Below are 22,006 nucleotides of genomic sequence, written 5' to 3' on the forward strand. Positions count from 1 at the left end.
CATCTTCTACCGGTTATAGGCGTTAATATCTAATATACCGGTTATAGCGTGTAGATCAAGATTTAGTGGTTATAGCGTGTAAATCCGACTTTACCTGCTATAACCGTTAAGTTAAGGTTTACACGGTATAGCAGGTAAGATTTGATGGTTACTTCCCGATGCAGAAACTTGAGAAAATACGGCCTAATAAGTCATCTGAAGTAAATTCACCAGTGATTTCACTTAATGCTTGCTGAGCCAGTCGTAGCTCTTCTGCTAACAATTCACCGGATTTTGCATAAACCAATTGTTCATGGCCTTGCTGTAGATGTTCCGCAGCGGTATTTAATGCCTGTAAGTGGCGGCGACGAGCCAAGAAACCACCTTCAGTATTGCTATTAAAGCCCATGGCTTCTTTTAGGTGATCGCGCAGTAACTCGATACCCATTCCATCACGAGCAGATAAACGGATCATTGGGTAGTTACCTTGTGCCGTGATCTCGACATTTTCCCCTGTTAAATCCGACTTGTTACGAATAACAGTAACAGGCAAGGTATTTGGTAAACGTGCCATAAATTCAGGCCAGATATCTTCAGGTGTGGTAGCATCAGTTGTGGTGCTATCAACCATAAATAGCACTCTGTCTGCTTGCTCAATCTCTTTCCAAGCACGTTCAATACCAATGCGTTCAACTTCATCACTGGCTTCACGTAAGCCTGCTGTATCGATAATATGCAAAGGCATACCATCAATATGAATATGCTCACGCAATACATCACGAGTCGTACCAGCAATATCCGTGACAATAGCTGCTTCTCGACCTGCTAATGCATTTAATAGGCTTGATTTACCTGCATTAGGGCGACCTGCGATAACCACTTTCATCCCTTCACGTAACAGGCTACCTTGGCGAGCTTGAGCACGAACGTCATCTAATTCAGCAATAACGGCGTTAAGTTTTCCTTCGATGATACCATCAGAAAGAAAATCAATCTCTTCATCAGGGAAATCAATGGCTGCTTCAACATAGATACGTAAGTGAGTTAATGACTCTACCATCTCGTTAATATGAGAGGAAAATGCACCTTGTAGCGAATTAATTGCTGAACGAGCTGCTTGTTCTGAGCTGGCATCAATTAAATCGGCAATCGCTTCTGCTTGTGCTAAATCGAGTTTGTCATTTAAAAACGCACGTTCAGAAAACTCACCAGGATTAGCAATACGCACACCGGGGATTTGTAAAATACGTTTTAGTAATAAATCCAGAATAACGGGGCCACCATGGCCTTGTAGTTCTAGAACATCTTCACCCGTAAATGAGTTCGGATTAGGGAAGAAAAGGGCGATACCCTGATCAAGTACTGAGTTGTCATCATTGCGAAATGGCAGATAATCGGCATAACGAGGTTTAGGCAACTTGCCTAAAACGGTTTGTGCTACAAGGGCAGCTTTAGGGCCAGAAACGCGTAGGATACCAACACCGCCTCTTCCCGGAGGTGTGGCCTGAGCGACGATAGTATCAGTGCTATGCATGGTGTACTCGCTTAATCAGAATAATCATATCAATATAAAAAACAGAAGGCGGTCATTGTAGACCGCCTTCGCTATTTTATGTCACTTTCCTTTGAATGTAACCAAGGAAGAGGTTTTTCCTCATGTGACCTTATTTTTTGTCTCTGCTGTGTAAACCACGTTTTTCCAGACCGCGGTAAATTAACTGCTGCTGGATAATGGTCACTAAGTTACTGACGATATAGTACAGAACCAGACCTGATGGGAACCACAGGAAGAATACGGTAAACACAACCGGCATAAAGGTCATGATTTTTTGTTGCATCGGATCAGTGACTGCTGTTGGAGACAGTTTCTGAATGATGAACATTGTCACACCCATTAATAATGGCAGGATGTAGTACGGATCTTGTGCAGATAAGTCTTGGATCCATAACATGAATGGTGCATGACGTAATTCAACAGAGCCCATCAGCATGTAATACAACGCAAGGAAGATTGGCATCTGGATAATCAGTGGTAAACAACCACCCAGAGGATTCACTTTCTCTTGTTTGTATAACGCCATCATTTCTTGGCTCATACGCTGTTTGTCATCACCAATACGTTCACGCAGTGCAGCCAGTTTTGGTTGCAGTAAACGCATTTTCGCCATGGAGGTGTACTGTGCTTTAGTCAGCGGGTACATGATACCACGAACGATAAAGGTGATCATGATGATGGAGAAGCCCCAGTTACCGATAAAGCTGTGAAGGAACTTCAACAGTTTAAACAGTGGCTGAGAGATAAACCATAACCAACCGTAGTCTACAGACAGGTCTAAATGTGGCGCAATGGCTGACATTTCTGACTGAATTTCAGGGCCAACCCATAATGTTGAGCTGATATCAGCACTGCTATTTGGTGCAATTGTCACCGGTGCTGATTTATAACCAATCAGAGCAATAGATTTGTTTTCTAAAGTGATAGAGTAGAAGCTATTGTTCTGACTATCTTTAGAAGGAACCCATGCTGTTGCAAAGTACTGTTGTAACATTGCAACCCAACCATTATTCGTGGTTAGAGATAAGTTTTTATCTTCGATATCACCAAAACTATATTTTTTATAGTTGGTTTCATCTGATGAGTATGCCGCACCACGATAAGTGTGTAGTGCAAAGTTGCTACTACCTGTATCACGGCTTTCTGGCAATTTAACAGATTGTTTTAACTGGCCGTAGAAGTTCATGGTCAGCGTTTTATCTGTTGTATTCTCAATTTTGTAATCAATACCGATATCGTACTGACCTTTCTTCAGAATGAAGGTTTTGACGAATTTCACGCCTTCTTCATTTACGAAAGTCATAGGTACACGTAATTCATCTTGGTTTTCACCAAGTACGAATTCGTTTTTATCAGCACTATAAACTGGGCGAGATTTCTGATCTGGACCATCTGGGCCGATTAAGCCACTTTGAGCCTGATACAGGAATTGTGGTGTAGTTTCCAGTAAACGGAAAGGTGTCTGTGAATTAAGCTCGGCGGGATAGGCTAACAAATCAGCCTCATCGATAGTACCGCCCTGAGTATTGATACGAATATCAAGTACGTCAGTTTTTACGGTAATCAATTTTGCCTGCTCATTGCTGTTACCAGTTACAGCAAGACTATCACTGCTTGGCACGTCCGCTTGTTGCGAGACCTGAGCGGTAGTGGTGGTGTTTTGTGAAACTTTATCACCCTCCCACTGCTGCCAGATCAGGAAAGAAACGAACAGCAAAGCGATGAATAGAAGATTGCGTTGCGAATCCATCGTTAATTTTCTCTGTTATCGTCGTTTTTTCTAGGTGGGACAGGATCATCACCACCTTCGTGTAAAGGGTGGCATTTTAATATGCGTTTCACTGTTAACCAACTACCTTTTATCATTCCAAACCTGCGCAATGCCTCAATTCCGTAATTAGAGCATGTAGGATTAAAACGACAACGAGGCCCCAACAGAGGACTAATCCCCAGTTGATAGCCCCTAATCAGCAAGATCAGGACTTTTGAGCCAAGCGACAATGACGACGCCATAATTTACCCAATACTTCCGTCAATTGATGGTTATCAAGTTCAGCAACCCCTTTTCTTACTAATAGCACAAAATCCATCGGCGGTAATTCATGCTGATGTAAACGAAAGTATTCACGGGCTAATCGTTTAATACGATTACGCTCATGAGCACGTTTGACGTTTTTCTTTGCGATTGTTAGACCGATGCGGGGATGCCCCAGCTCATTCTGGCGACCCAAAATAGTAACTTCTGGAGAACTCGCACGTTGTGGTTGCTGGAAAACAAAATTGAAATGCTTGGGAGTTAACAAACGTAACTCCCTTGGAAAAGCGAGCTTAACCACGGAATGGTTAGCTTTTATTATTTCGAAGAAACGGTCAGACGAGCGCGGCCTTTCGCACGACGGCGAGCCAGAACCTGACGACCATTTTTAGTGGCCATACGAGCGCGGAAGCCGTGGTTACGGTTGCGCTTCAGTACAGACGGTTGAAAAGTGCGTTTCATGGCGATTTCTACCTACTTAATATTATTACTGATTCAGCAAATGCGTTGACAGACAGGCGTGCAATAAATAAACAAACCGGTACTTCAATCGCAGCATCAATGATGGAAAGATGCGGGATTGTAATAAAATCACTCAAATGCGTCAATGAAGATGACGCTTTAAGTACCGATTTTTGTCGTCTTTTTTAGCAAACCCGATAATCAATCCTGACTTATGCGCAACGAGTACGCTTATTAGCGACCTAAAAAAGCCTTAATAAGTGACTTTGTTGGTACAAGCACGCAGGGTGCAAGATTATACGGACTCATGGTGAAAGCGCAAGGATCTTTAGTGGATCAAATGAGAGATATTTGATCACTTACTATAAGAAAGGGAGATTTATGCAAAGAGAAAGTTATCCCCAATTGCTATTTATAGGACGACTCAAGTACACTAGAACGCCTTTGCATATTTCATTTGGTGAATTATCGTAAATCAGCAAGCCTGTGGATAAAAACCATAAAAACTGTGCAAAAGAAAGAGGATCTTCGTTTCATTTTGCGATATGATCCCCCCGTCACGATCAGAATAGCCAGTCTGCGATCGTGAGTCACGATGTAAAAAAATCGTTGTCACCAAGAGTTGTTCCTTATTAAGAATTGAAGAGGAACGGTGTTGTGCACTTTGTATTTAGGCACACAGTGTTTAACTGCATTTTTCCTGTTTATTTTTTAGTCTTGTTTTTTTAGGGGAGTCCGCCGTGTCACTTTCGCTTTGGCAGCATTGTCTTGCCCGATTGCAGGATGAGTTACCTGCCACTGAATTTAGTATGTGGATACGTCCCTTGCAGGCAGAACTAAGCGATGATACGCTGGCGCTGTATGCACCTAATCGTTTTGTTTTAGATTGGGTGAGAGAAAAATACATTAATAATATCAACGCATTATTAGTGGATTTTTGTGGCTCTGAAGTCCCTTCTTTACGTTTTGAAGTCGGTAATAAACCCGCATCAACACGTACTACGGAAAGTATTCCTAAAGCGGTTGTACATCCAACAGTGAATACGGCTCCAACGCATAGTCAGCCTATTCGCCCGAGTTGGGATAATCAACCCGCTTCTCAATTGCCTGAACTTAATTATCGTTCTAACGTTAACCCTAAACATAAATTTGATAACTTCGTTGAAGGTAAATCAAACCAGTTAGCAAGAGCTGCGGCAAGACAAGTTGCTGATAATCCCGGTGGTGCTTATAACCCACTCTTTTTATATGGCGGGACAGGGCTTGGTAAAACGCACTTATTACATGCGGTCGGTAACAGCATTATGGAACGTAAAGCGAATGCAAAAGTCGTTTATATGCATTCTGAACGTTTCGTACAAGATATGGTAAAAGCGTTACAAAATAATGCGATAGAAGACTTTAAACGCTATTACCGTTCTGTGGATGCACTATTAATTGATGATATTCAATTTTTTGCCAATAAAGAGCGCTCACAAGAAGAATTTTTTCATACCTTTAACGCATTGTTAGAGGGTAATCAGCAAATCATTTTAACGTCAGACCGTTATCCTAAAGAGATAAATGGTGTTGAAGATAGATTAAAATCACGCTTTGGTTGGGGATTAACGGTTGCCATTGAGCCACCTGAACTTGAAACCCGAGTGGCGATTTTGATGAAAAAAGCGGATGAAAACCAAATTCAATTACCTGACGAAGTGGCTTTTTTTATTGCCAAAAGACTTCGTTCTAACGTCCGTGAGCTTGAAGGTGCATTAAACCGAGTGATTGCTAACGCAAACTTTACAGGCCGTGCGATTACTATCGACTTTGTACGTGAAGCATTGCGTGATCTGCTCGCCTTGCAGGAAAAATTAGTCACTATTGATAATATTCAAAAAACGGTTGCTGAATATTATAAAATTAAAGTCGCTGATTTACTGTCAAAGCGAAGATCTCGATCGGTTGCCCGTCCGAGGCAAATGGCAATGGCGCTGGCGAAGGAATTAACAAACCACAGCTTGCCTGAAATCGGGGATGCCTTTGGGGGTCGTGATCATACAACTGTACTTCATGCGTGCCGAAAAATAGAGCAATTGCGTGAAGAGAGTCATGACATCAAAGAAGATTTTTCTAACTTAATCAGAACATTATCATCCTAGCGCTATGAAATTTATCATTGAACGTGAACAGCTTCTTAAGCCGCTACAACAAGTAAGTGGCCCTTTAGGTGGTCGTCCAACATTACCTATTTTAGGTAACCTATTGCTTAAGGTAACTGAAAACACCTTATCGCTAACGGGGACCGACCTTGAAATGGAGATGGTGGCAAGAGTTAATCTTAGCCAATCTCATGAAATTGGCGCCACAACTGTTCCTGCGCGTAAGTTTTTTGATATTTGGCGTGGGCTACCAGAAGGTGCTGAAATCAGTGTTGAGCTTGACGGTGATCGCCTCTTAGTGCGTTCAGGTCGTAGCCGTTTTTCTTTATCAACATTACCTGCGTCTGATTTTCCTAATTTAGATGACTGGCAAAGTGAGGTTGAATTTACTTTGCCTCAAGCAACATTAAAACGTCTGATTGAGTCCACTCAATTTTCAATGGCGCATCAAGATGTGCGTTATTACCTCAACGGTATGTTGTTTGAAACTGAAAATACAGAGTTACGCACAGTTGCAACAGATGGACACCGTTTAGCGGTATGTTCAATGGATATTGGACAATCTTTACCGGGACATTCTGTTATTGTTCCTCGTAAAGGTGTTATTGAATTGATGCGTTTACTTGATGGCGGTGGTGAGAGCTCACTGCAACTGCAAATCGGTAGTAACAATATACGTGCCCATGTAGGTGATTTTATTTTCACCTCGAAGTTGGTTGATGGTCGTTTCCCTGACTATCGTCGTGTATTACCGAAAAACCCAACGAAAACAGTAACAGCGGGTTGTGATATTCTTAAACAGGCATTTTCTCGAGCTGCAATTTTATCCAATGAAAAATTCCGTGGTGTGCGTATAAACCTCACCAATGGTCAATTGAAAATTACAGCGAATAACCCTGAGCAAGAAGAAGCAGAAGAGATTGTTGATGTTCAATATCAAGGTGAAGAAATGGAAATTGGCTTTAATGTCAGTTATCTCCTTGATGTACTTAATACATTGAAATGTGAAGAAGTTAAGTTGCTGCTAACAGATGCTGTTTCAAGTGTTCAAGTGGAGAATGTGGCAAGTTCTGCGGCTGCTTATGTTGTTATGCCAATGCGTTTATAATAGTCACTAACATGATTTTATCCCGTTTATTGATCCGTCATTTTAGAAATATTGAACAGGCGGATTTGCCATTAGCGGATGGCTTTAATTTCCTTGTTGGGCCTAACGGGAGTGGTAAAACAAGTATACTTGAAGCGATTTACACTCTAGGTCATGGACGCGCATTTCGTAGCTCTCAAGCTAATCGTGTGATCCAGCACGATGAAAATGAATTTATTCTTCATGGCCGCTTAAGTGGATTGAATGAAGAGAGCCGTGGCTATGCGATTGGATTAAGTAAAGATCGCGAAGGTAATAGTACAGTTCGTATTGATGGCAGCGATGGTCATAAAATTGCAGAGTTAGCAAAATTGTTACCGATGCAATTAATAACACCTGAAGGCTTTACACTACTGAATGGTGGGCCTAAATATCGTCGCGCTTTTATTGATTGGGGTTGTTTTCATAATGAACCTCGATTTTTTGCTGCATGGTCAGATTTAAAACGTGTATTAAAACAGCGTAATGCAGCACTGAGGCAAGCAACGTCTTATCGACAACTGATGCCTTGGGATAAAGAACTTATCTCATTAACAGAACAGATAAGTGAATGGCGAGCTCAATATACCGAAGATATCGCTAAAGATATTGAAGAAACGTGTCGTCTGTTTTTGCCTGAGTTTTCGTTGAAAGTGAGCTTTCAACGGGGATGGGATAAAGAAACAGATTATGGTGAGTTGCTAGCACGTCAATTTGAACGTGATAAAATGCTAGCGTATACCTCACTAGGTGCTCATAAAGCAGATTTACGTATTAGAGCAAACGGCACGCCAGTAGAAGATATGTTGTCACGAGGCCAGCTCAAGTTGTTGATGTGTGCTTTGAGGCTGGCACAAGGTGAATATTTCACTCGTAAGAATGGGCAAAGATGCCTGTATCTGCTCGATGATTTTGCTTCTGAATTAGATGCAAGTCGGCGTCAGTTGTTAGCCGAGCGTCTAAAGTCTACGCAAGCTCAAGTGTTTGTTAGTGCGATAACACAAGGGCAAGTGAAAGATATGCTAGATGTAAATAGCAGGCTATTTAGCGTAGAACGTGGCAAAATAGAGGTTAAACCATAGGAATAAAGCGAGAAACGTTGATGTCGAATACATATGACTCCTCAAGTATCAAAGTATTAAAAGGGCTGGATGCGGTGCGTAAGCGCCCGGGGATGTATATCGGGGATACAGATGATGGAACCGGTCTGCATCACATGGTCTTCGAGGTGGTCGACAACGCAATCGACGAAGCCCTCGCGGGTTTCTGTGATGAGATAATTGTCACTATCCATTCAGATAACTCCGTCTCTGTTCGAGATGATGGTCGTGGAATTCCAACCGGCATTCACCCAGAAGAGGGTGTCTCAGCGGCAGAGGTTATTATGACCGTTCTGCATGCGGGGGGTAAATTCGATGATAACTCCTATAAAGTCTCTGGTGGACTTCATGGTGTAGGGGTTTCTGTTGTTAATGCGTTGTCTGAAAAACTTGAACTGACAATCCATCGTGATGGAAATATCCATCAGCAAATTTATCGTCATGGTGTGCCTGATGATCGCTTAAAAGTCATTGGCGATACTGAAAAATCAGGGACATTTGTACGCTTCTGGCCAAGTCTTGAAACCTTTAAAGGCGAGACTGAATTCCAGTATGAGATCCTAGCAAAACGTCTTCGTGAGTTGTCATTCTTAAACTCAGGCGTTTCTATCCGTTTAATTGATAAACGTGATAACCGTGAAGATCATTTCCACTATGAAGGCGGTATTAAAGCATTCGTTGAATACTTAAGCCGTAATAAAACGCCAATTCACCAAAATGTATTCTATTTCTCTACTGAAAAAGATGGTATTGGTGTTGAAGTGGCGATGCTGTGGAATGATGGTTTCCAAGAGAATGTTTATTGCTTTACCAACAATATTCCACAACGTGATGGTGGTACTCACTTAGTTGGTTTCCGTACTGCAATGACACGTACGTTAAACAACTATATGGATAAAGAAGGTTTTAATAAGAAATCGAAAATCAGTGCAACGGGTGATGATGCTCGTGAAGGTCTGATTGCAGTTATCTCTGTTAAAGTGCCTGATCCTAAATTCTCATCACAAACAAAAGATAAACTGGTTTCTTCAGAAGTGAAAACAGCGGTAGAAACGCTGATGAATGAGAAGCTGGTGGAATATCTGTTAGAAAATCCAAACGATGCGAAAATTGTTGTCGGTAAAATCATTGATGCCGCTCGTGCTCGTGAAGCAGCGCGTAAAGCACGTGAGATGACACGTCGTAAAGGCGCATTAGATTTAGGTGGTTTACCAGGTAAATTAGCGGACTGTTCTGAACGTGATCCTGCTTTCTCTGAACTGTACTTAGTGGAAGGGGACTCTGCGGGTGGCTCTGCAAAACAAGGGCGTAACCGTAAAACGCAAGCTATTCTTCCATTAAAAGGTAAAATCCTAAACGTTGAGAAAGCACGCTTTGATAAAATGTTGGCTTCTCAAGAAGTTGCAACGTTAATCACCGCATTAGGTTGTGGTATCGGTCGTGATGAATATAACCCAGATAAACTGCGTTATCACAGCATTATCATCATGACGGATGCGGACGTCGATGGTTCTCACATTCGTACTCTGTTACTGACATTCTTCTATCGTCAAATGCCAGAAATTATCGAACGTGGTCATATTTTTATTGCTCAGCCACCACTTTACAAAGTGAAGAAAGGTAAACAAGAGCAATACATCAAAGATGACGACGCAATGGACGAATATCTGATGTCGATCGCACTTGATGGAGCAGCACTTTATGTGAGTGAACACGCACCAGCAATGCACGGTGAGCAACTTGAAAAACTGGTTGTTGACTACCATGCAGCGCACAAAATTATTCGTCGTATGGAGCGTATCTATCCACTTAGCATGTTAAACAGCTTGGTATATCATTCAACGCTAACAGAAGATGCGTTATCCGATAAAGCTAAAGTTGAAGAGTGGATGAGTGGCTTAGTTAACCGTCTAAATGAAGCTGAAGACCAAGGCAGTACTTATAGCTACACTATCGTTCAAAACGATGAAAATCGTCTGTTTGAGCCTGTGTTACGTATTCGTACTTATGGTGTGGATACAGACTACAAACTGGATTATGACTTTATCCACAGTAGCGAATATCAACGTATTACTCATTTAGGTGATATTATTGGTAACCTAATTGAAGAGGGTGCGTTTATTGAGCGTGGAGAGCGTCGTCAGCCAATTTCAAGCTTTGAAGAAGCACTTGAGTGGTTAACAAAAGAATCACGTCGTGGCCTTGCTGTACAGCGTTATAAAGGTCTTGGTGAAATGAACCCAGAGCAATTATGGGAAACCACCATGAATCCAGATACACGCCGTATGATGCAAGTTACCGTGAAAGATGCGATTGCAACCGATGAATTATTTACCACCTTAATGGGTGATGCGGTTGAACCTCGTCGTGCCTTTATCGAAGAGAATGCGCTGAAAGCTGCAAATATCGATATCTAGTTTTAGATTAAGTTAGATAAAAAAGCGGAGCCATGAAAATGGTTCCGCTTTTTTGTTGGCTAAAACAATAACGCTTATCCGCGTTGTCCGACCAACCGACACAGCATTTCTGTTACTAAATAGCTCTTTTCAAATGAGCTAACAGGTAAAAACTCAAAACGAGAGTGAAAATTCAGTGCACCAGTAAAATAGTTTGGTGTTAGTAATCCTCTTGCAGAAAGCGCAGAGCCATCTGTACCGCCTCGCATTGGGATCACATTAGGTTGAATATCTAATCGTTTTAATGCCTCAAAAATAAGTTCGATAGCTGTGCGATCTTCCCCTATCGAATCACTGATATTGTTATACACATCGACAATCTCGTAATCGATTTGCGCACGAGGGTGGCGAGCTTGGATCAAAGCAACAGATTGCTTAATAAACTGTTTACGGGCTTCATAACTTTGTTTATCAAAATCACGAATGGCCATTTTAATCACCGCATTATCAGGGTTGGCGATTAAATCAGTGACATAGAAATAACCTTCGCGATGTTCGGTGTGTTCTGGTGTATCAAAGCGGTCAAAACAGCCAATAAAATCATGAGCAACACGAATTGGGTTTAATAATACGTTTTTCGCTGACATTGGGTGCGCAGTAATACCTTTTACAGACACTTTAATTGATGCCGCATTAAAGGTTTCATACACTACTTCGCCTAATGCACAGCAATCTATGGTGTAAGCAAAATCAACGTTGAAGCGAGATAAATCCATCAGTTTAGAACCGCGTAATCCAATCTCTTCATCAGGTACAAACGCAACATAGATATCGCCACAATCAAAATCAGCATGTTGAAGTTTATCCATTAACTCCATAACCACAGTGATCGCTGCTTTGTTATCAGCACCTAATACGCTTGTACCATCACTGAAGATAATTTCTTCACCAATATAAGGTTGTGCTTCAGGGTGTTCTTGAGCTTTAAACCAGACATCCTTCTCTTTATTTAAGCAGAGATCTTTCCCTTCATAACGCAGTGTTTGAGGGTGAATATCAGGCGAAATACCCACATCAACAGTATCAAGGTGAGCTACAAACCCAACTTTAGGGGCATTGGGTTTAGTACCTGGTCTCATTGCATATAAAATGGCATGAGAATCGATATAGATATCTTTTAGTCCATAAGTTTCTAGCTCTTTAGCCAGTAACTTTGCTAACTCAAGTTGCCCTTGCGTGCTGGGTACCACAGAAGCAGATGCATCACTTTGGCTTTCAATTGCCAGATAACGGAAGAAACGCTGTTCTAACTTTTGACCTAGGGTGTTCATTATAATGTTGTTCCTAATACAGTTGTTTTTATAAGCGTGAGTTATGATGCCGGTTGCCATGTATATCCACTGTCAAAGCCAAGAGGAATATCGAGTCCCCAGAAGACAAACAGTGTCGTCGTTAATACAATAAGCAAGCCAATAGTGAAAGGGATCATCATTGAGCATAGTGTACCGATACCTGCCCCTTTATAGTATTTTTGGCAATACATCAAAATCAGTGGGTAGAATGGGAACATCGGTGTACTCACATTCATTGCGGAATCACTGACACGGAACGCAGCTTGCGTTAATTCAGGTGAAATTCCGACAGCCATTAACATTGGCACTAATACTGGTGCAATAACAGCCCATTTTGATGTTGCTGAGGTGATCATGATATTTAAAATAGCAGTCAGCAAAATCACACCTAATACTGTCATACCTGAAGGCATATTAAGCGTACGCAGTAACTCTGCACCGGATAGTGCTAATAAAGTTCCTAAATTCGAGTGTTGGAAAGAGTAAAGGAACTGAGCTGCAAAAAAGGCAAAAACGATAAATGGGATCAGCGATTTAGTGATGTTTTCCATCGCTTTGACAATATCTTTTGTGGAAGCAAAAGACTTGGTCATATAGCCATAGATTAAGCCGGGTACAGAGAAGAAAATAAACAGTAAAGGCACCACAATTTGCATAATTGGCGCTTTAGGGCTGGTTAAGCTACCTTCAGGTGAACGTAATGGCGAAGTTTCTGGTAATAACAGAGCAAATAAACCAATTCCCATCAACACAACCGCCCAACCAGCAAAACGGAATGCGCGTTTTTCTATTGGTGTGATTTCACCCAACTCCGCATCCTTGGTATCAATCCCCGAAGAGACAGGGCAGTTTTTGTTTAACCAAGGTTCTACAATTTTTTCAGTGATATACCAACAAGTTAAAATAACACCAAATGTACCGCCTACACTAAAAAAGTAGTTACATAAAACGTTAACACTATATCCAGGAGCCATAATTTGCGCCGCTTCTTGAGTAAAGCTTTGCATTATTGGGTCAATGATTGACGGTGTATAACTTGCTGTAAATCCACCTGCTAAACCTGCAAATGAGGCGGCGATACCGGCTAAAGGATGACGACCACTGGCATAGAACATCATCGCAGAGACAGGCATAAGAATAACGTAAGCTGAGTCAGACGCTAAGTGCGCAACAATACCAACAAATACAACCGTTGGTGTTAGCATTTTAGGGGAAATAAACGAAAGCATCTTTTTTAAAGCTGTTTTAATAAAACCACTGCTTTCTGCAATACCAATCCCTAATGTCGCAACAATCGTTATTCCAAGTGGAGGAAAGCTAATGAAATTTTTCACTGCACTTGTCACAAATAATATGATTTCTTCATATTGAAACATATTAATAACGGCAATTTTCTCTTTAGTCACTGGATGGAAATAATCAAAATGTACAAAAGAGAGGAGAAATGAAAATATCCAGCAGATCACGAGGGCGTAAACGAACAGCATCGTAACATCAGGCATGATATTACCAATGCGTTCTACTCGGTTTAAAAAACCTTTTTTATTGGGTTGTGTTTGTGTTGTCATATTTATAATGCATCTTTTTATAAAAGTAATAAAAATCACCATAAATAAATGACAATGCAAAGTAAATTTATTTTTAAATAATAAGTAGTTACCGTAGTTTCTATTTAATGAAGAGAAAAGGAATAATATATTAGAAATTGTTATATTTGGATTTTCTTCGTCATTATTTTTCAGTTGTTAAAAAATGCTTTATTTATTTTTGCACTCTATTTTGAATAAAAATAGGTGGATTATGCTGAATGATCTGCCTGAATTCTTTAGCGTTATTTTTGAAACTATTGTAGAAAACGTATTTTATAAAGCGCCATAAAATTAAAAATAAATAAAATATGAAAATTTAAAAAATAGTTTTGTGAAAAAAGAGGAGGGGAAATAAGAAATGAAGCTAATGGCTATTGAGAATAAGAATATCAACCATTTCCATTTTCTAAAAATGGCCGATATTCCAAATAATTAATATTAACGCAGAATATTTAGCATACGACGTAAAGGCTCTGCAGCACCCCATAACAGTTGGTCACCCACGGTAAAGGCTGAAATAAATTCAGGGCCCATATTCAGTTTACGAATACGGCCTACTGGTGTGCTCAATGTACCTGTAACTGCGGCAGGTGTTAATTCACGTATAGTTAATTCACGGTCATTAGGAATGACTTTTACCCAATCATTATGGCTTGCGAGTAACTGTTCAATCTCAGCAACAGGTAAGTCTTTCTTCAGTTTTAAGGTAAATGCTTGGCTATGACAGCGTAATGCGCCAATACGAACGCAAAGACCATCCACAGGAATGATATTTGAACCTGTATTGAGGATCTTGTTAGTTTCTGCTTGTCCTTTCCACTCTTCGCGGCTTTGGCCATTTTCTAATTGTTTATCAATCCAAGGGATCAAGCTACCTGCTAGAGGAACACCAAATTGCTCAGTAGGCATCGCACCACTGCGTGTAAAGTTAGTGACTTTGCGTTCAATATCTAAGATTGCTGATGCTGGGTTTTCTAGCTCTTTAACCACTTGATTATGTAAAGAGCCCATCTGTGACAGTAACTCTCTCATATGGCGAGCACCAGCCCCAGAAGCCGCTTGATAAGTGGATACGCTTGCCCATTCCACTAAATTATTAGCAAACAGGCCACCTAATGACATCAGCATTAAACTGACGGTGCAGTTACCGCCAACAAAGGCTTTGATACCTTTATTTAAGCTGTCTTGAATATGCTGTCCATTAACAGGATCGAGAATAATCACGGCATCATCATTCATACGCAGTGCTGATGCTGCATCAATCCAGTAACCTTGCCAACCTGCTTGACGCAGTTTTGGATAGATTTCATTGGTGTAGTCACCACCTTGGCAACTAATGATAATATCGAGTGATGCTAAGGTATCAATATCATAAGCATCTTGCAGAGTGCTACGGTGATTACCATAAGCGGGTGCTGCTTCACCTAATTGAGATGTGGTGAAGAAAACAGGGTTTATCCCATCAAAATCACGTTCTTCAACCATTCTTTGCATTAAAACGGAGCCGACCATACCACGCCAGCCCACAAAACCAACATTTTTCATTGTAATTACCCTGTCTTTATCTGTAGGAATAGTGAGAGACCTCACACTAACCTGACAAAATATAGAGATGGGTGCAAGTTAATTTATTGATTATTTACCAAAGAATTAGAAGTGTTTCTTATAGTCTTCGTAGAGTTAACAAAAGAAAGCCACAGAACGAACAAATATCAATGAGTTGTTAAAAAAGAAAATGAAGCAACCATAAAAGTGTAAGAATAATCTGCTATATCTTATTTTCTTTTTTAGGATAAATAAAAATATATTCTTGTTTAAGAAAATAGAGTAAAAATAGAAAAATGTAAAATAGTGTAATATATAAGAAAAACGTATTTACTTAGAGATGACTCCAAGCTTTATACTGCAAGTCTATATTTAATAGATGATGTATTTTCATAAATAAAAATAATGATGAATGTTCTTCATTTAATCTACTTTTTATTTTACCTTAATTAAAAGGCACTAGGAGGCGAAGATGGATATATCCACATTCATTCCATTATCTACATACTACTCATATTTAAAACGGTTTGTGATCTCACCAACCACGATGGGTACTATCGCGCCTTCATCTCGTTGGTTATGTTATGAAATGTTAGATAAACTTAATTGGCAACAGGATCTTCAGGTTGCTGAGTTAGGTGCTGGCACTGGGGTTATTACTCAACAGATCTTAAAAAGAATGTCGTTGAATTCATCATTAGATGTTTTTGAAATAGAACCCAGTTTTGCGACAGAGTTAGATAAGATTAATGATAAGCGATTAAGGGTTTATACCGCATCAGCAGAGAAACTAAATAGTCATTATAATATGATTATTTCAGGGCTACCTTTTTTATCTATTCCTAAAAAAACAGGTTTAAGAGTTTTAAAACGGGTACATAAAGAGTTATTAAAAACACAAGGTTGTTTTGTATTATTTCAATATACAACTCGATATGAAAAAACGTTATCTCGTTATTTTCATTTAGAAAAAAAATTGGTAATGCTGAATGTTCCTCCTGCTTGGGTTTATTATTGCACACCAAAAAATAAAATAGGGTAAATGCAAAGCTTGTTCGACGTTTATATTGCAAATAACAAATAAGAATAAATGTTATTTATTTAGATAATGTTTGAGCAAGCAAAATAATACTCTTTTCAATTTCAATAGGATCATGAGCCGCATATCCTAATAATACGCCTTGTTTTGGGTAGGCTTGAATACAGTAACGTGATAAAGGTTGTATCGCTAAGCCAATCTCTCGTGATTTTTTCACAATATATTCTTCTGTATAGCCAGCCAGTAACCAGCAGACAATATGGATACCTGAGTCTGTCGGTTCAACACAGAAAACATGAGATAGATGTGTTTTGATGGCATTAGTTAACACTTGATAACGTTCATAACAGGCTTTTCGTATTCGCCTAACATGGCGTGCATAATGTCCTTGAGAAATAAACAGTGCCAATGTGGCTTGCTCTAAAAAGCCAGAATGTGAATCGGTATAGTATTTAGCGGCTTTAAAGGCATCAACTAAAGGTAAAGGAACCACTAAAAAGCCTAAACGAAATCCGGGATACATCATTTTTGAGAATGTACCGGCATAAATAACGCGCTGGTATTTATCTAATCCTTGGAGAGATTGAATGGGTTTAGAGTGATAGCGAAATTCACTATTGTAGTCATCTTCAAAGATCCACACATTATTGGATGATGCCCACTCTAACAACGCAATACGGCGTGAAAGTGAGAGCGTATTACCCAAAGGGAATTGATGTGAAGGTGTCGTAAAAACAAGTTTTGCTTCAGGACACTTTTCTATTCCTTGATAAATATCCATTCCATCCATATCTGAATTTATTGGGTGTGATTTTATACCATAAGATGTGAAGATCCCCCGAGCACTGTCATAACCAGGATCATCTAACCAAACTGCATCACCTTCTTTTAATAATACTCTGGTGGTGAGATTAATCGCTTGCTGTGTTCCATTCACAATAATGATTTGCTCAGGTTGGCAAAAAAGCCCACGAGTTGATTGCATATATTGGCATATCATCTCTTTTAAAGGCGTGTAACCTGTTGGCGAATTAAATGTTGCGAGTGCTTTTTTCGATTGTCGCCAAACTCGCCCTAATAATCTTCCCCAAAGCTCATGTGGAAACAGATCAACACATCCAACACCAACATGAAAAATTGGATTACTATTGATATTGGGTTGTGATTGTTGCCAAAATGCTTGTGCTTTTTGCATATTGGGGTTTAGCATTTCTAATGGGCTTTCGATTGATGGTGATGAAATAGAGTGGGTTGTTTTGATCCACTTATCCGAAATAATGGCATCAGGGATTGTGCTTGCAACAAAAGTACCTGCACCGCGCCGAGTAAATAAATAACCTTCATCAATTAAACGTTCAAATCCTGCAATAACAGAATTGCGGGAAATCGACATCATTTCAGCTAAGGTGCGGCTTGATGGTAGACGGCTACCTGATGTTAAGCGTCCATCTAAAATCGCTTTTCTAATCGCGTGATAAACCTGAGAACCAATAGGTCCTTCTTCTAAAACAAGGTTAGGGAAATAAGCTGTTTTTTTCTGTTTCATAAAGTGGACCCTATAAAAACACAAAAAGTGTACCTTATTGAGAACCAAAATTAAACGTACCATGACCACGATTAAAGGCAGGTGATACCTTTTTATAGCATTTATGAAAGTAGAAGGAAGTGAAGAGATGAGCACAACACCAATAACTGTTTCAATTCAGTTTGTTGAACAAGAGCATTATGCTCAATGGTTGCCACATTGGTTAAGTTATCAAGTATTTTATAAAGTTGAGTTATCAGAAGAGACAACATTAAAAACATGGGCACGTTTTTTTGATGAAAAAGAACCTGTTTATTGTGCTGTAGCGATGGAAGGTGAAAAAGTATTAGGTTTTGTACATTATCTTTTTCATCGTTCAACATGGGCTGAAAGTAATTTTTGTTATTTAGAAGATTTATTTGTTTCACCAGATACACGTGGTCGCCATGTAGGTAAGCAACTTATTGAGTTTGTTAATCAACAAGCAAAACAGCGTAATTGTGCTCGTTTATATTGGCATACACAGGAAACCAATTTACGTGGTCAGCGCTTATATAATTGGGTAGCAGAAAAACCGGGTGTGATTGAATACCGTATGGCGCTATAAAAGAACGTTAGGTAGGACAGACAAGGTATAAAAGAGATGGCGATATTTACCATCTCTTTTCTGAGTTAGGGTTATTTATTCAATTTTGGGTTAATTAAACGCTTGTTGGCAATAAAACTCATTGCCAACTTTTTTTGCTTCTTCACAAGCTTGTTGCATTAATTCATCTGCTTTTTGCTTGTTTGGCTCGATAATATAATATTGACCAGAGAACATAAAAGAAGCCATTGCTTGAGCAAATCCTTCAAAAGTCATTTCATTAGCTTTTGCAAACCACATATTCGCTTTTTCAGTATCTACAGGCACATTACCCACTCCACTATAAAGAACACCTAGCCAAATCGGAGCGTAAACAAGCTCTGGTTGATGAGTTGCTGCAGCTTCTTCTAATAATGTAATTGCTTTTTTGTAATCTGTTTCACCAGATAAAGGTGCTATAAGAGCCGTTGCTAAACTTATTTTTCCTCTTATGCTTCCTTTATTTGCTGCGATTGTTGCTAATTTTCTCGCTTCAACATAATAATTTTTAAAGTAAGGGTCCGCATTAAATAAATAGAGATCAGCAAGTAATGCATAGGCATCGGCATAGTCGTTTTTTATTGCCTCATTTGCCCATAATTGGGCATTAAGAATATTTTTTTCGACACCCGTTCCCATTAAATACATTTCAGCTAATTGATATTGAGCTGGTGCATTGTGATTTAGTGCTTCTTTGCGAGTATCTTCAAATTTTCTTTTGTCTTGCTCTTCAAAATTAGCATGTAAAGAAAAGGAGAAAAAAAGTGTAATTAGGCTGATAAAGGTCGAAATATATTTAATAAATGTCATGTAAGGTACCGTTTGAAATGATTTTGAAAATCTTACCAATAATAATGGTATAAAAGCAGTTTATTTCTTCGGTTTAATCAAACAAATAACAATATTGGAGTGCGATAATGGCGATTGACCTTAGCAATCTTGTCACAGAAAGTAGAAATCATAACAGTGAAAATATAGACACGCTTTCAACCTTCGATATGCTAAAAGTCATTAATAATGAAGATAAAAAAGTGCCATTAGCAGTCGAAAAAACGTTACCTGAAATTGCTCAATTAGTTGATAAAGTTGCGATTGCTTTTTCTCAAGGTGGTCGTCTTATTTATTGTGGCGCTGGTACATCGGGGCGATTGGGGATTTTAGATGCCAGTGAATGTCCTCCAACTTATGGTACACCTCATGAAATGGTGATTGGATTAATTGCTGGTGGACACAAGGCTATTTTACAAGCTGTCGAGAATGCAGAAGATAATACTCAATTAGGCGAACAAGATTTACGCCAACTTAATTTTAATGAGCAAGATATTTTAGTGGGTATTGCTGCAAGTGGTAGAACACCGTATGTGATAGGCGCTCTGCAGTATGCAAAATCATTAGGTGCAACAACAGGGGCGATAAGTTGCAATCCAGAAAGCCCGATTGCCAAACTTGCTGATATTGCCATTACACCGATTGTGGGTGCTGAAGTGGTAACAGGTTCATCACGTATGAAAGCCGGCACAGCACAAAAACTTATCTTAAATATGATAACAACAGGTGCGATGATAAAAATCGGCAAAGTTTTTGGTAATTTAATGGTGGATGTTGAAGCGACTAATGCCAAATTGGTTGAACGCCAAATTCGCATTGTAATGCAAGCAACTGAGTGTGAAAGAGCTATCGCTGAAGAAGCGTTATCACAATGTCATCGTCATTGTAAAACGGCAATTTTAATGATCTTAGCAAATGTAGATGCACAACAGGCCACACAGATGCTTAATCAAAACAAAGGATTTATTAGAAAGGCGTTGGAATAGTGTAATGCTACAATTTGATGTTCACTATAAAGTACTATTATTGACATCCTCCCCGCCCTAAAGTGAATTGCACCCCAAAAGTTGGACTCTTTTAGTCTGAATTGAAGGGAGTTTTTTTATGTTAAACCATACGCTAGAGTTTAAACTTGAAATTATTCAGGCTTACCTAAATGATGAAGGGCCACCTAAAATACTCAGTAAAAGGTTTAAAATCAATCATGCCATAATCCGCCTATGGATTGAAAATTATCGATTACACGGGTTAGGTGGCTTAAAAGTTAAAACGTCAAAACAAGTTTATTCTCCCGAGTTCAAATGATCCTCAATGGGACATCTCTACATGAAGTTCGCAGACGACTTGATATCCGCGATAGATCAAGGGGCAGTAATCAAATGGCTCATTATCAACAACAGCTACAGGAAAGGGGCTTAAAACAAAGCATGTCACGAAAAGGGAATTATTTACAGCCCATCATCAAGCCAGTAGATACCTTGTATTTGCTGGCTTTTTTGTCTCTGTTTGATATAAGCGCCAATAACTCTTACTTATTGTTTAATGGGTTATAAGAAAAACCAACACATAAATATTATAAGCGCCATAACATACATTAATATAATTAATGTTTTTTTTGCGTGTTATGATAAAAAGGAAAAATAAAGATACTATCTATATATCGAAAAAAATTGACTAATAAATATAGCGAGGTTATCTATGAATACATGGAGTGATATAAAAACAATATATAAATTATATATTTACATATCTAACGGTGAGAAATCCACATCTATTTATGCCAATAAAGCTCATCAAGTCCCTATTAATATAATTATAGAGGCTAGAGATGCAAAAAATAATTCAATTATTTTATCTAATGAAGAAATATACAAACACATAAAATTAGTTGACTATAAAAATGAGGCCATTCCAAATAGTATTTTAGAAGTATCCGATAAAGAAGGAGCATATGCATATCCAATTCCCAAACCAATAACATACTCCAGCGCGGCTAGTAGTTGCCTTTGTTATCTCTCCGTACCTAAGGTTTCAGAGTCCCCACTCAAAGTATCCGTGAGTGTTATGGTTGGTGATACTGAATATACAACCTCAACTATTAATAACAATAATAATGCCACTCCTGATTTTATCTCTTTAAACATCCAACCTCAGAGAATATTTAATAATGATGATTTGGATATTGTGACAAAAAATGAGAGTGATTTTGGTGGTTATAACTGTGTTTTAAAAAAATATTATGTTCGATTTAAAACAGCACAAAATACAATAACGCATGATGCGCTATGTGACAAAGGCTACTGGTTTCACTATAAACAAACAGGAAATTATAAAGGTTGCTGCACCTCAACTGACTCATCGATAAAACGTGATGTATCTGCCACTTATACAAAAAAATTTACCTTTTCCTCTTCATGGTCCATTACCGTAACATCGAAAAATCATGAAGAAATGGGGATCTGCTTCTGGTCTTATCGGGTATGGCATGGTGCTCTATGGTCCTACAGCGAATGGAAAAAATCTTTACATTTCTTCTTACATGACCAATACGGAAATAGAGCTGATATCAATGTTACATCAAACGGTGATAATCAAATATCTTTTAACGTTATTGTTTGATTCATTACCTATTTAAATAAATCCTATCTCTGAAAAAATTAGCCTCTCACTTATGCACAGAGGCTAATTTCACCTGCAACCCAATAATAT

General features: G+C 39.1%; 20 protein-coding genes. 10 read left to right on the top strand and 10 right to left on the bottom strand.

The window, feature by feature from the left end:
- Positions 1-148: 148 nt before the first annotated feature.
- From mnmE to rpmH, 5 genes are all read right to left on the bottom strand, one after another.
- The gene (mnmE, locus tag C0T34_RS12520; protein ID WP_023583363.1) at positions 149-1,513 is read right to left on the bottom strand and encodes a tRNA uridine-5-carboxymethylaminomethyl(34) synthesis GTPase MnmE; all 1,365 of its coding nucleotides are present in this window, start codon (positions 1,511-1,513) and stop codon (positions 149-151) included.
- A 130-nt stretch (positions 1,514-1,643) separates the two neighbouring features.
- Positions 1,644-3,284: a membrane protein insertase YidC gene (gene yidC, locus C0T34_RS12525; protein WP_098941508.1), complete on the bottom strand. Its 1,641-nt coding sequence runs from the start codon at positions 3,282-3,284 to the stop codon at positions 1,644-1,646.
- 2 nt (positions 3,285-3,286) lie between these two features.
- Positions 3,287-3,547, bottom strand: coding sequence for a membrane protein insertion efficiency factor YidD (gene yidD, locus C0T34_RS12530; protein WP_072064717.1), 261 nt, complete (start codon positions 3,545-3,547; stop codon positions 3,287-3,289).
- The gene (gene rnpA, locus C0T34_RS12535) at positions 3,511-3,870 is read right to left on the bottom strand and encodes a ribonuclease P protein component (RefSeq protein WP_071788569.1); all 360 of its coding nucleotides are present in this window, start codon (positions 3,868-3,870) and stop codon (positions 3,511-3,513) included. The genes yidD and rnpA overlap by 37 nt, the downstream gene beginning before the upstream one ends.
- Before the next feature lie 17 nt (positions 3,871-3,887).
- Positions 3,888-4,031, bottom strand: a complete 144-nt coding sequence (rpmH, locus tag C0T34_RS12540; protein WP_004246509.1) for a 50S ribosomal protein L34 — start codon at positions 4,029-4,031, stop codon at positions 3,888-3,890.
- A 740-nt stretch (positions 4,032-4,771) separates the two neighbouring features.
- Here rpmH and dnaA point away from each other — a divergent pair.
- Genes dnaA through gyrB form a run of 4 tightly spaced genes read left to right on the top strand, consistent with a single transcriptional unit; the run spans position 4,772 to position 10,815 of the window.
- Positions 4,772-6,172, top strand: a complete 1,401-nt coding sequence (gene dnaA / locus C0T34_RS12545; protein ID WP_098941507.1) for a chromosomal replication initiator protein DnaA — start codon at positions 4,772-4,774, stop codon at positions 6,170-6,172.
- Positions 6,173-6,176: 4 nt separating this feature from the next.
- Entirely contained in the window at positions 6,177-7,280 is a 1,104-nt protein-coding gene (gene dnaN / locus C0T34_RS12550; protein WP_075673270.1) for a DNA polymerase III subunit beta, read from the top strand.
- An 11-nt stretch (positions 7,281-7,291) separates the two neighbouring features.
- Positions 7,292-8,380 carry a DNA replication/repair protein RecF gene (recF, locus tag C0T34_RS12555; RefSeq protein ID WP_088494142.1) on the top strand — a complete coding sequence of 363 codons (1,089 nt, stop codon included), beginning with the start codon at positions 7,292-7,294 and terminating at the stop codon, positions 8,378-8,380.
- Between the two features lie 20 nt (positions 8,381-8,400).
- Positions 8,401-10,815: a DNA topoisomerase (ATP-hydrolyzing) subunit B gene (gene gyrB / locus C0T34_RS12560; protein ID WP_098941506.1), complete on the top strand. Its 2,415-nt coding sequence runs from the start codon at positions 8,401-8,403 to the stop codon at positions 10,813-10,815.
- Positions 10,816-10,889: 74 nt separating this feature from the next.
- Here gyrB and pepT read toward each other — a convergent pair whose 3' ends face one another.
- The 3 genes from pepT to asd form a co-directional block, all read right to left on the bottom strand.
- Entirely contained in the window at positions 10,890-12,128 is a 1,239-nt protein-coding gene (gene pepT / locus C0T34_RS12565) for a peptidase T (RefSeq protein WP_204100982.1), read from the bottom strand.
- Between the two features lie 38 nt (positions 12,129-12,166).
- On the bottom strand, positions 12,167-13,714 hold the full coding sequence (locus C0T34_RS12570) for an AbgT family transporter (RefSeq protein ID WP_098941504.1): 1,548 nt from the start codon (positions 13,712-13,714) through the stop codon (positions 12,167-12,169).
- 459 nt (positions 13,715-14,173) lie between these two features.
- Positions 14,174-15,280 (bottom strand): aspartate-semialdehyde dehydrogenase, encoded by a 1,107-nt coding sequence (asd, locus tag C0T34_RS12575; protein WP_088494138.1) that lies wholly within the window; start codon positions 15,278-15,280, stop codon positions 14,174-14,176.
- 472 nt (positions 15,281-15,752) lie between these two features.
- Between asd and C0T34_RS12580 the strand changes: the two genes are divergently transcribed.
- Complete coding sequence (locus C0T34_RS12580; RefSeq protein ID WP_088494137.1) at positions 15,753-16,322, top strand: rRNA adenine N-6-methyltransferase family protein; 570 nt, start codon at positions 15,753-15,755, stop codon at positions 16,320-16,322.
- Positions 16,323-16,377: 55 nt separating this feature from the next.
- Here the strand turns inward: C0T34_RS12580 and C0T34_RS12585 are convergent, their stop codons facing one another.
- A complete protein-coding gene (locus C0T34_RS12585) occupies positions 16,378-17,865 on the bottom strand; it encodes a PLP-dependent aminotransferase family protein (RefSeq protein ID WP_109850244.1) in 1,488 nt (495 codons plus the stop codon).
- A 127-nt stretch (positions 17,866-17,992) separates the two neighbouring features.
- On the opposite strand from C0T34_RS12585, the gene C0T34_RS12590 reads away from it, so the two are divergent.
- Positions 17,993-18,451 carry a GNAT family N-acetyltransferase gene (locus tag C0T34_RS12590; protein ID WP_109850288.1) on the top strand — a complete coding sequence of 153 codons (459 nt, stop codon included), beginning with the start codon at positions 17,993-17,995 and terminating at the stop codon, positions 18,449-18,451.
- Between the two features lie 90 nt (positions 18,452-18,541).
- Here the strand turns inward: C0T34_RS12590 and C0T34_RS12595 are convergent, their stop codons facing one another.
- Positions 18,542-19,279, bottom strand: a complete 738-nt coding sequence (locus C0T34_RS12595) for a tetratricopeptide repeat protein (RefSeq protein ID WP_098941502.1) — start codon at positions 19,277-19,279, stop codon at positions 18,542-18,544.
- A gap of 107 nt (positions 19,280-19,386) precedes the next feature.
- Between C0T34_RS12595 and murQ the strand changes: the two genes are divergently transcribed.
- From murQ to C0T34_RS12610, 4 genes are all read left to right on the top strand, one after another.
- Positions 19,387-20,283 carry an N-acetylmuramic acid 6-phosphate etherase gene (gene murQ / locus C0T34_RS12600; protein WP_109850245.1) on the top strand — a complete coding sequence of 299 codons (897 nt, stop codon included), beginning with the start codon at positions 19,387-19,389 and terminating at the stop codon, positions 20,281-20,283.
- Between the two features lie 118 nt (positions 20,284-20,401).
- Positions 20,402-20,602, top strand: a complete 201-nt coding sequence (locus tag C0T34_RS12605) for a helix-turn-helix domain-containing protein (protein WP_109850246.1) — start codon at positions 20,402-20,404, stop codon at positions 20,600-20,602.
- Positions 20,603-20,676: 74 nt separating this feature from the next.
- Entirely contained in the window at positions 20,677-20,850 is a 174-nt protein-coding gene (locus tag C0T34_RS18145) for a hypothetical protein (protein ID WP_162556829.1), read from the top strand.
- A gap of 145 nt (positions 20,851-20,995) precedes the next feature.
- Positions 20,996-21,916: a transferase gene (locus C0T34_RS12610; RefSeq protein ID WP_098941499.1), complete on the top strand. Its 921-nt coding sequence runs from the start codon at positions 20,996-20,998 to the stop codon at positions 21,914-21,916.
- Positions 21,917-22,006: the final 90 nt, after the last annotated feature.

It is taken from the genome of Proteus sp. CA142267 (genome assembly GCF_003336825.1).
Taxonomy (GTDB): domain Bacteria; phylum Pseudomonadota; class Gammaproteobacteria; order Enterobacterales; family Enterobacteriaceae; genus Proteus; species Proteus terrae.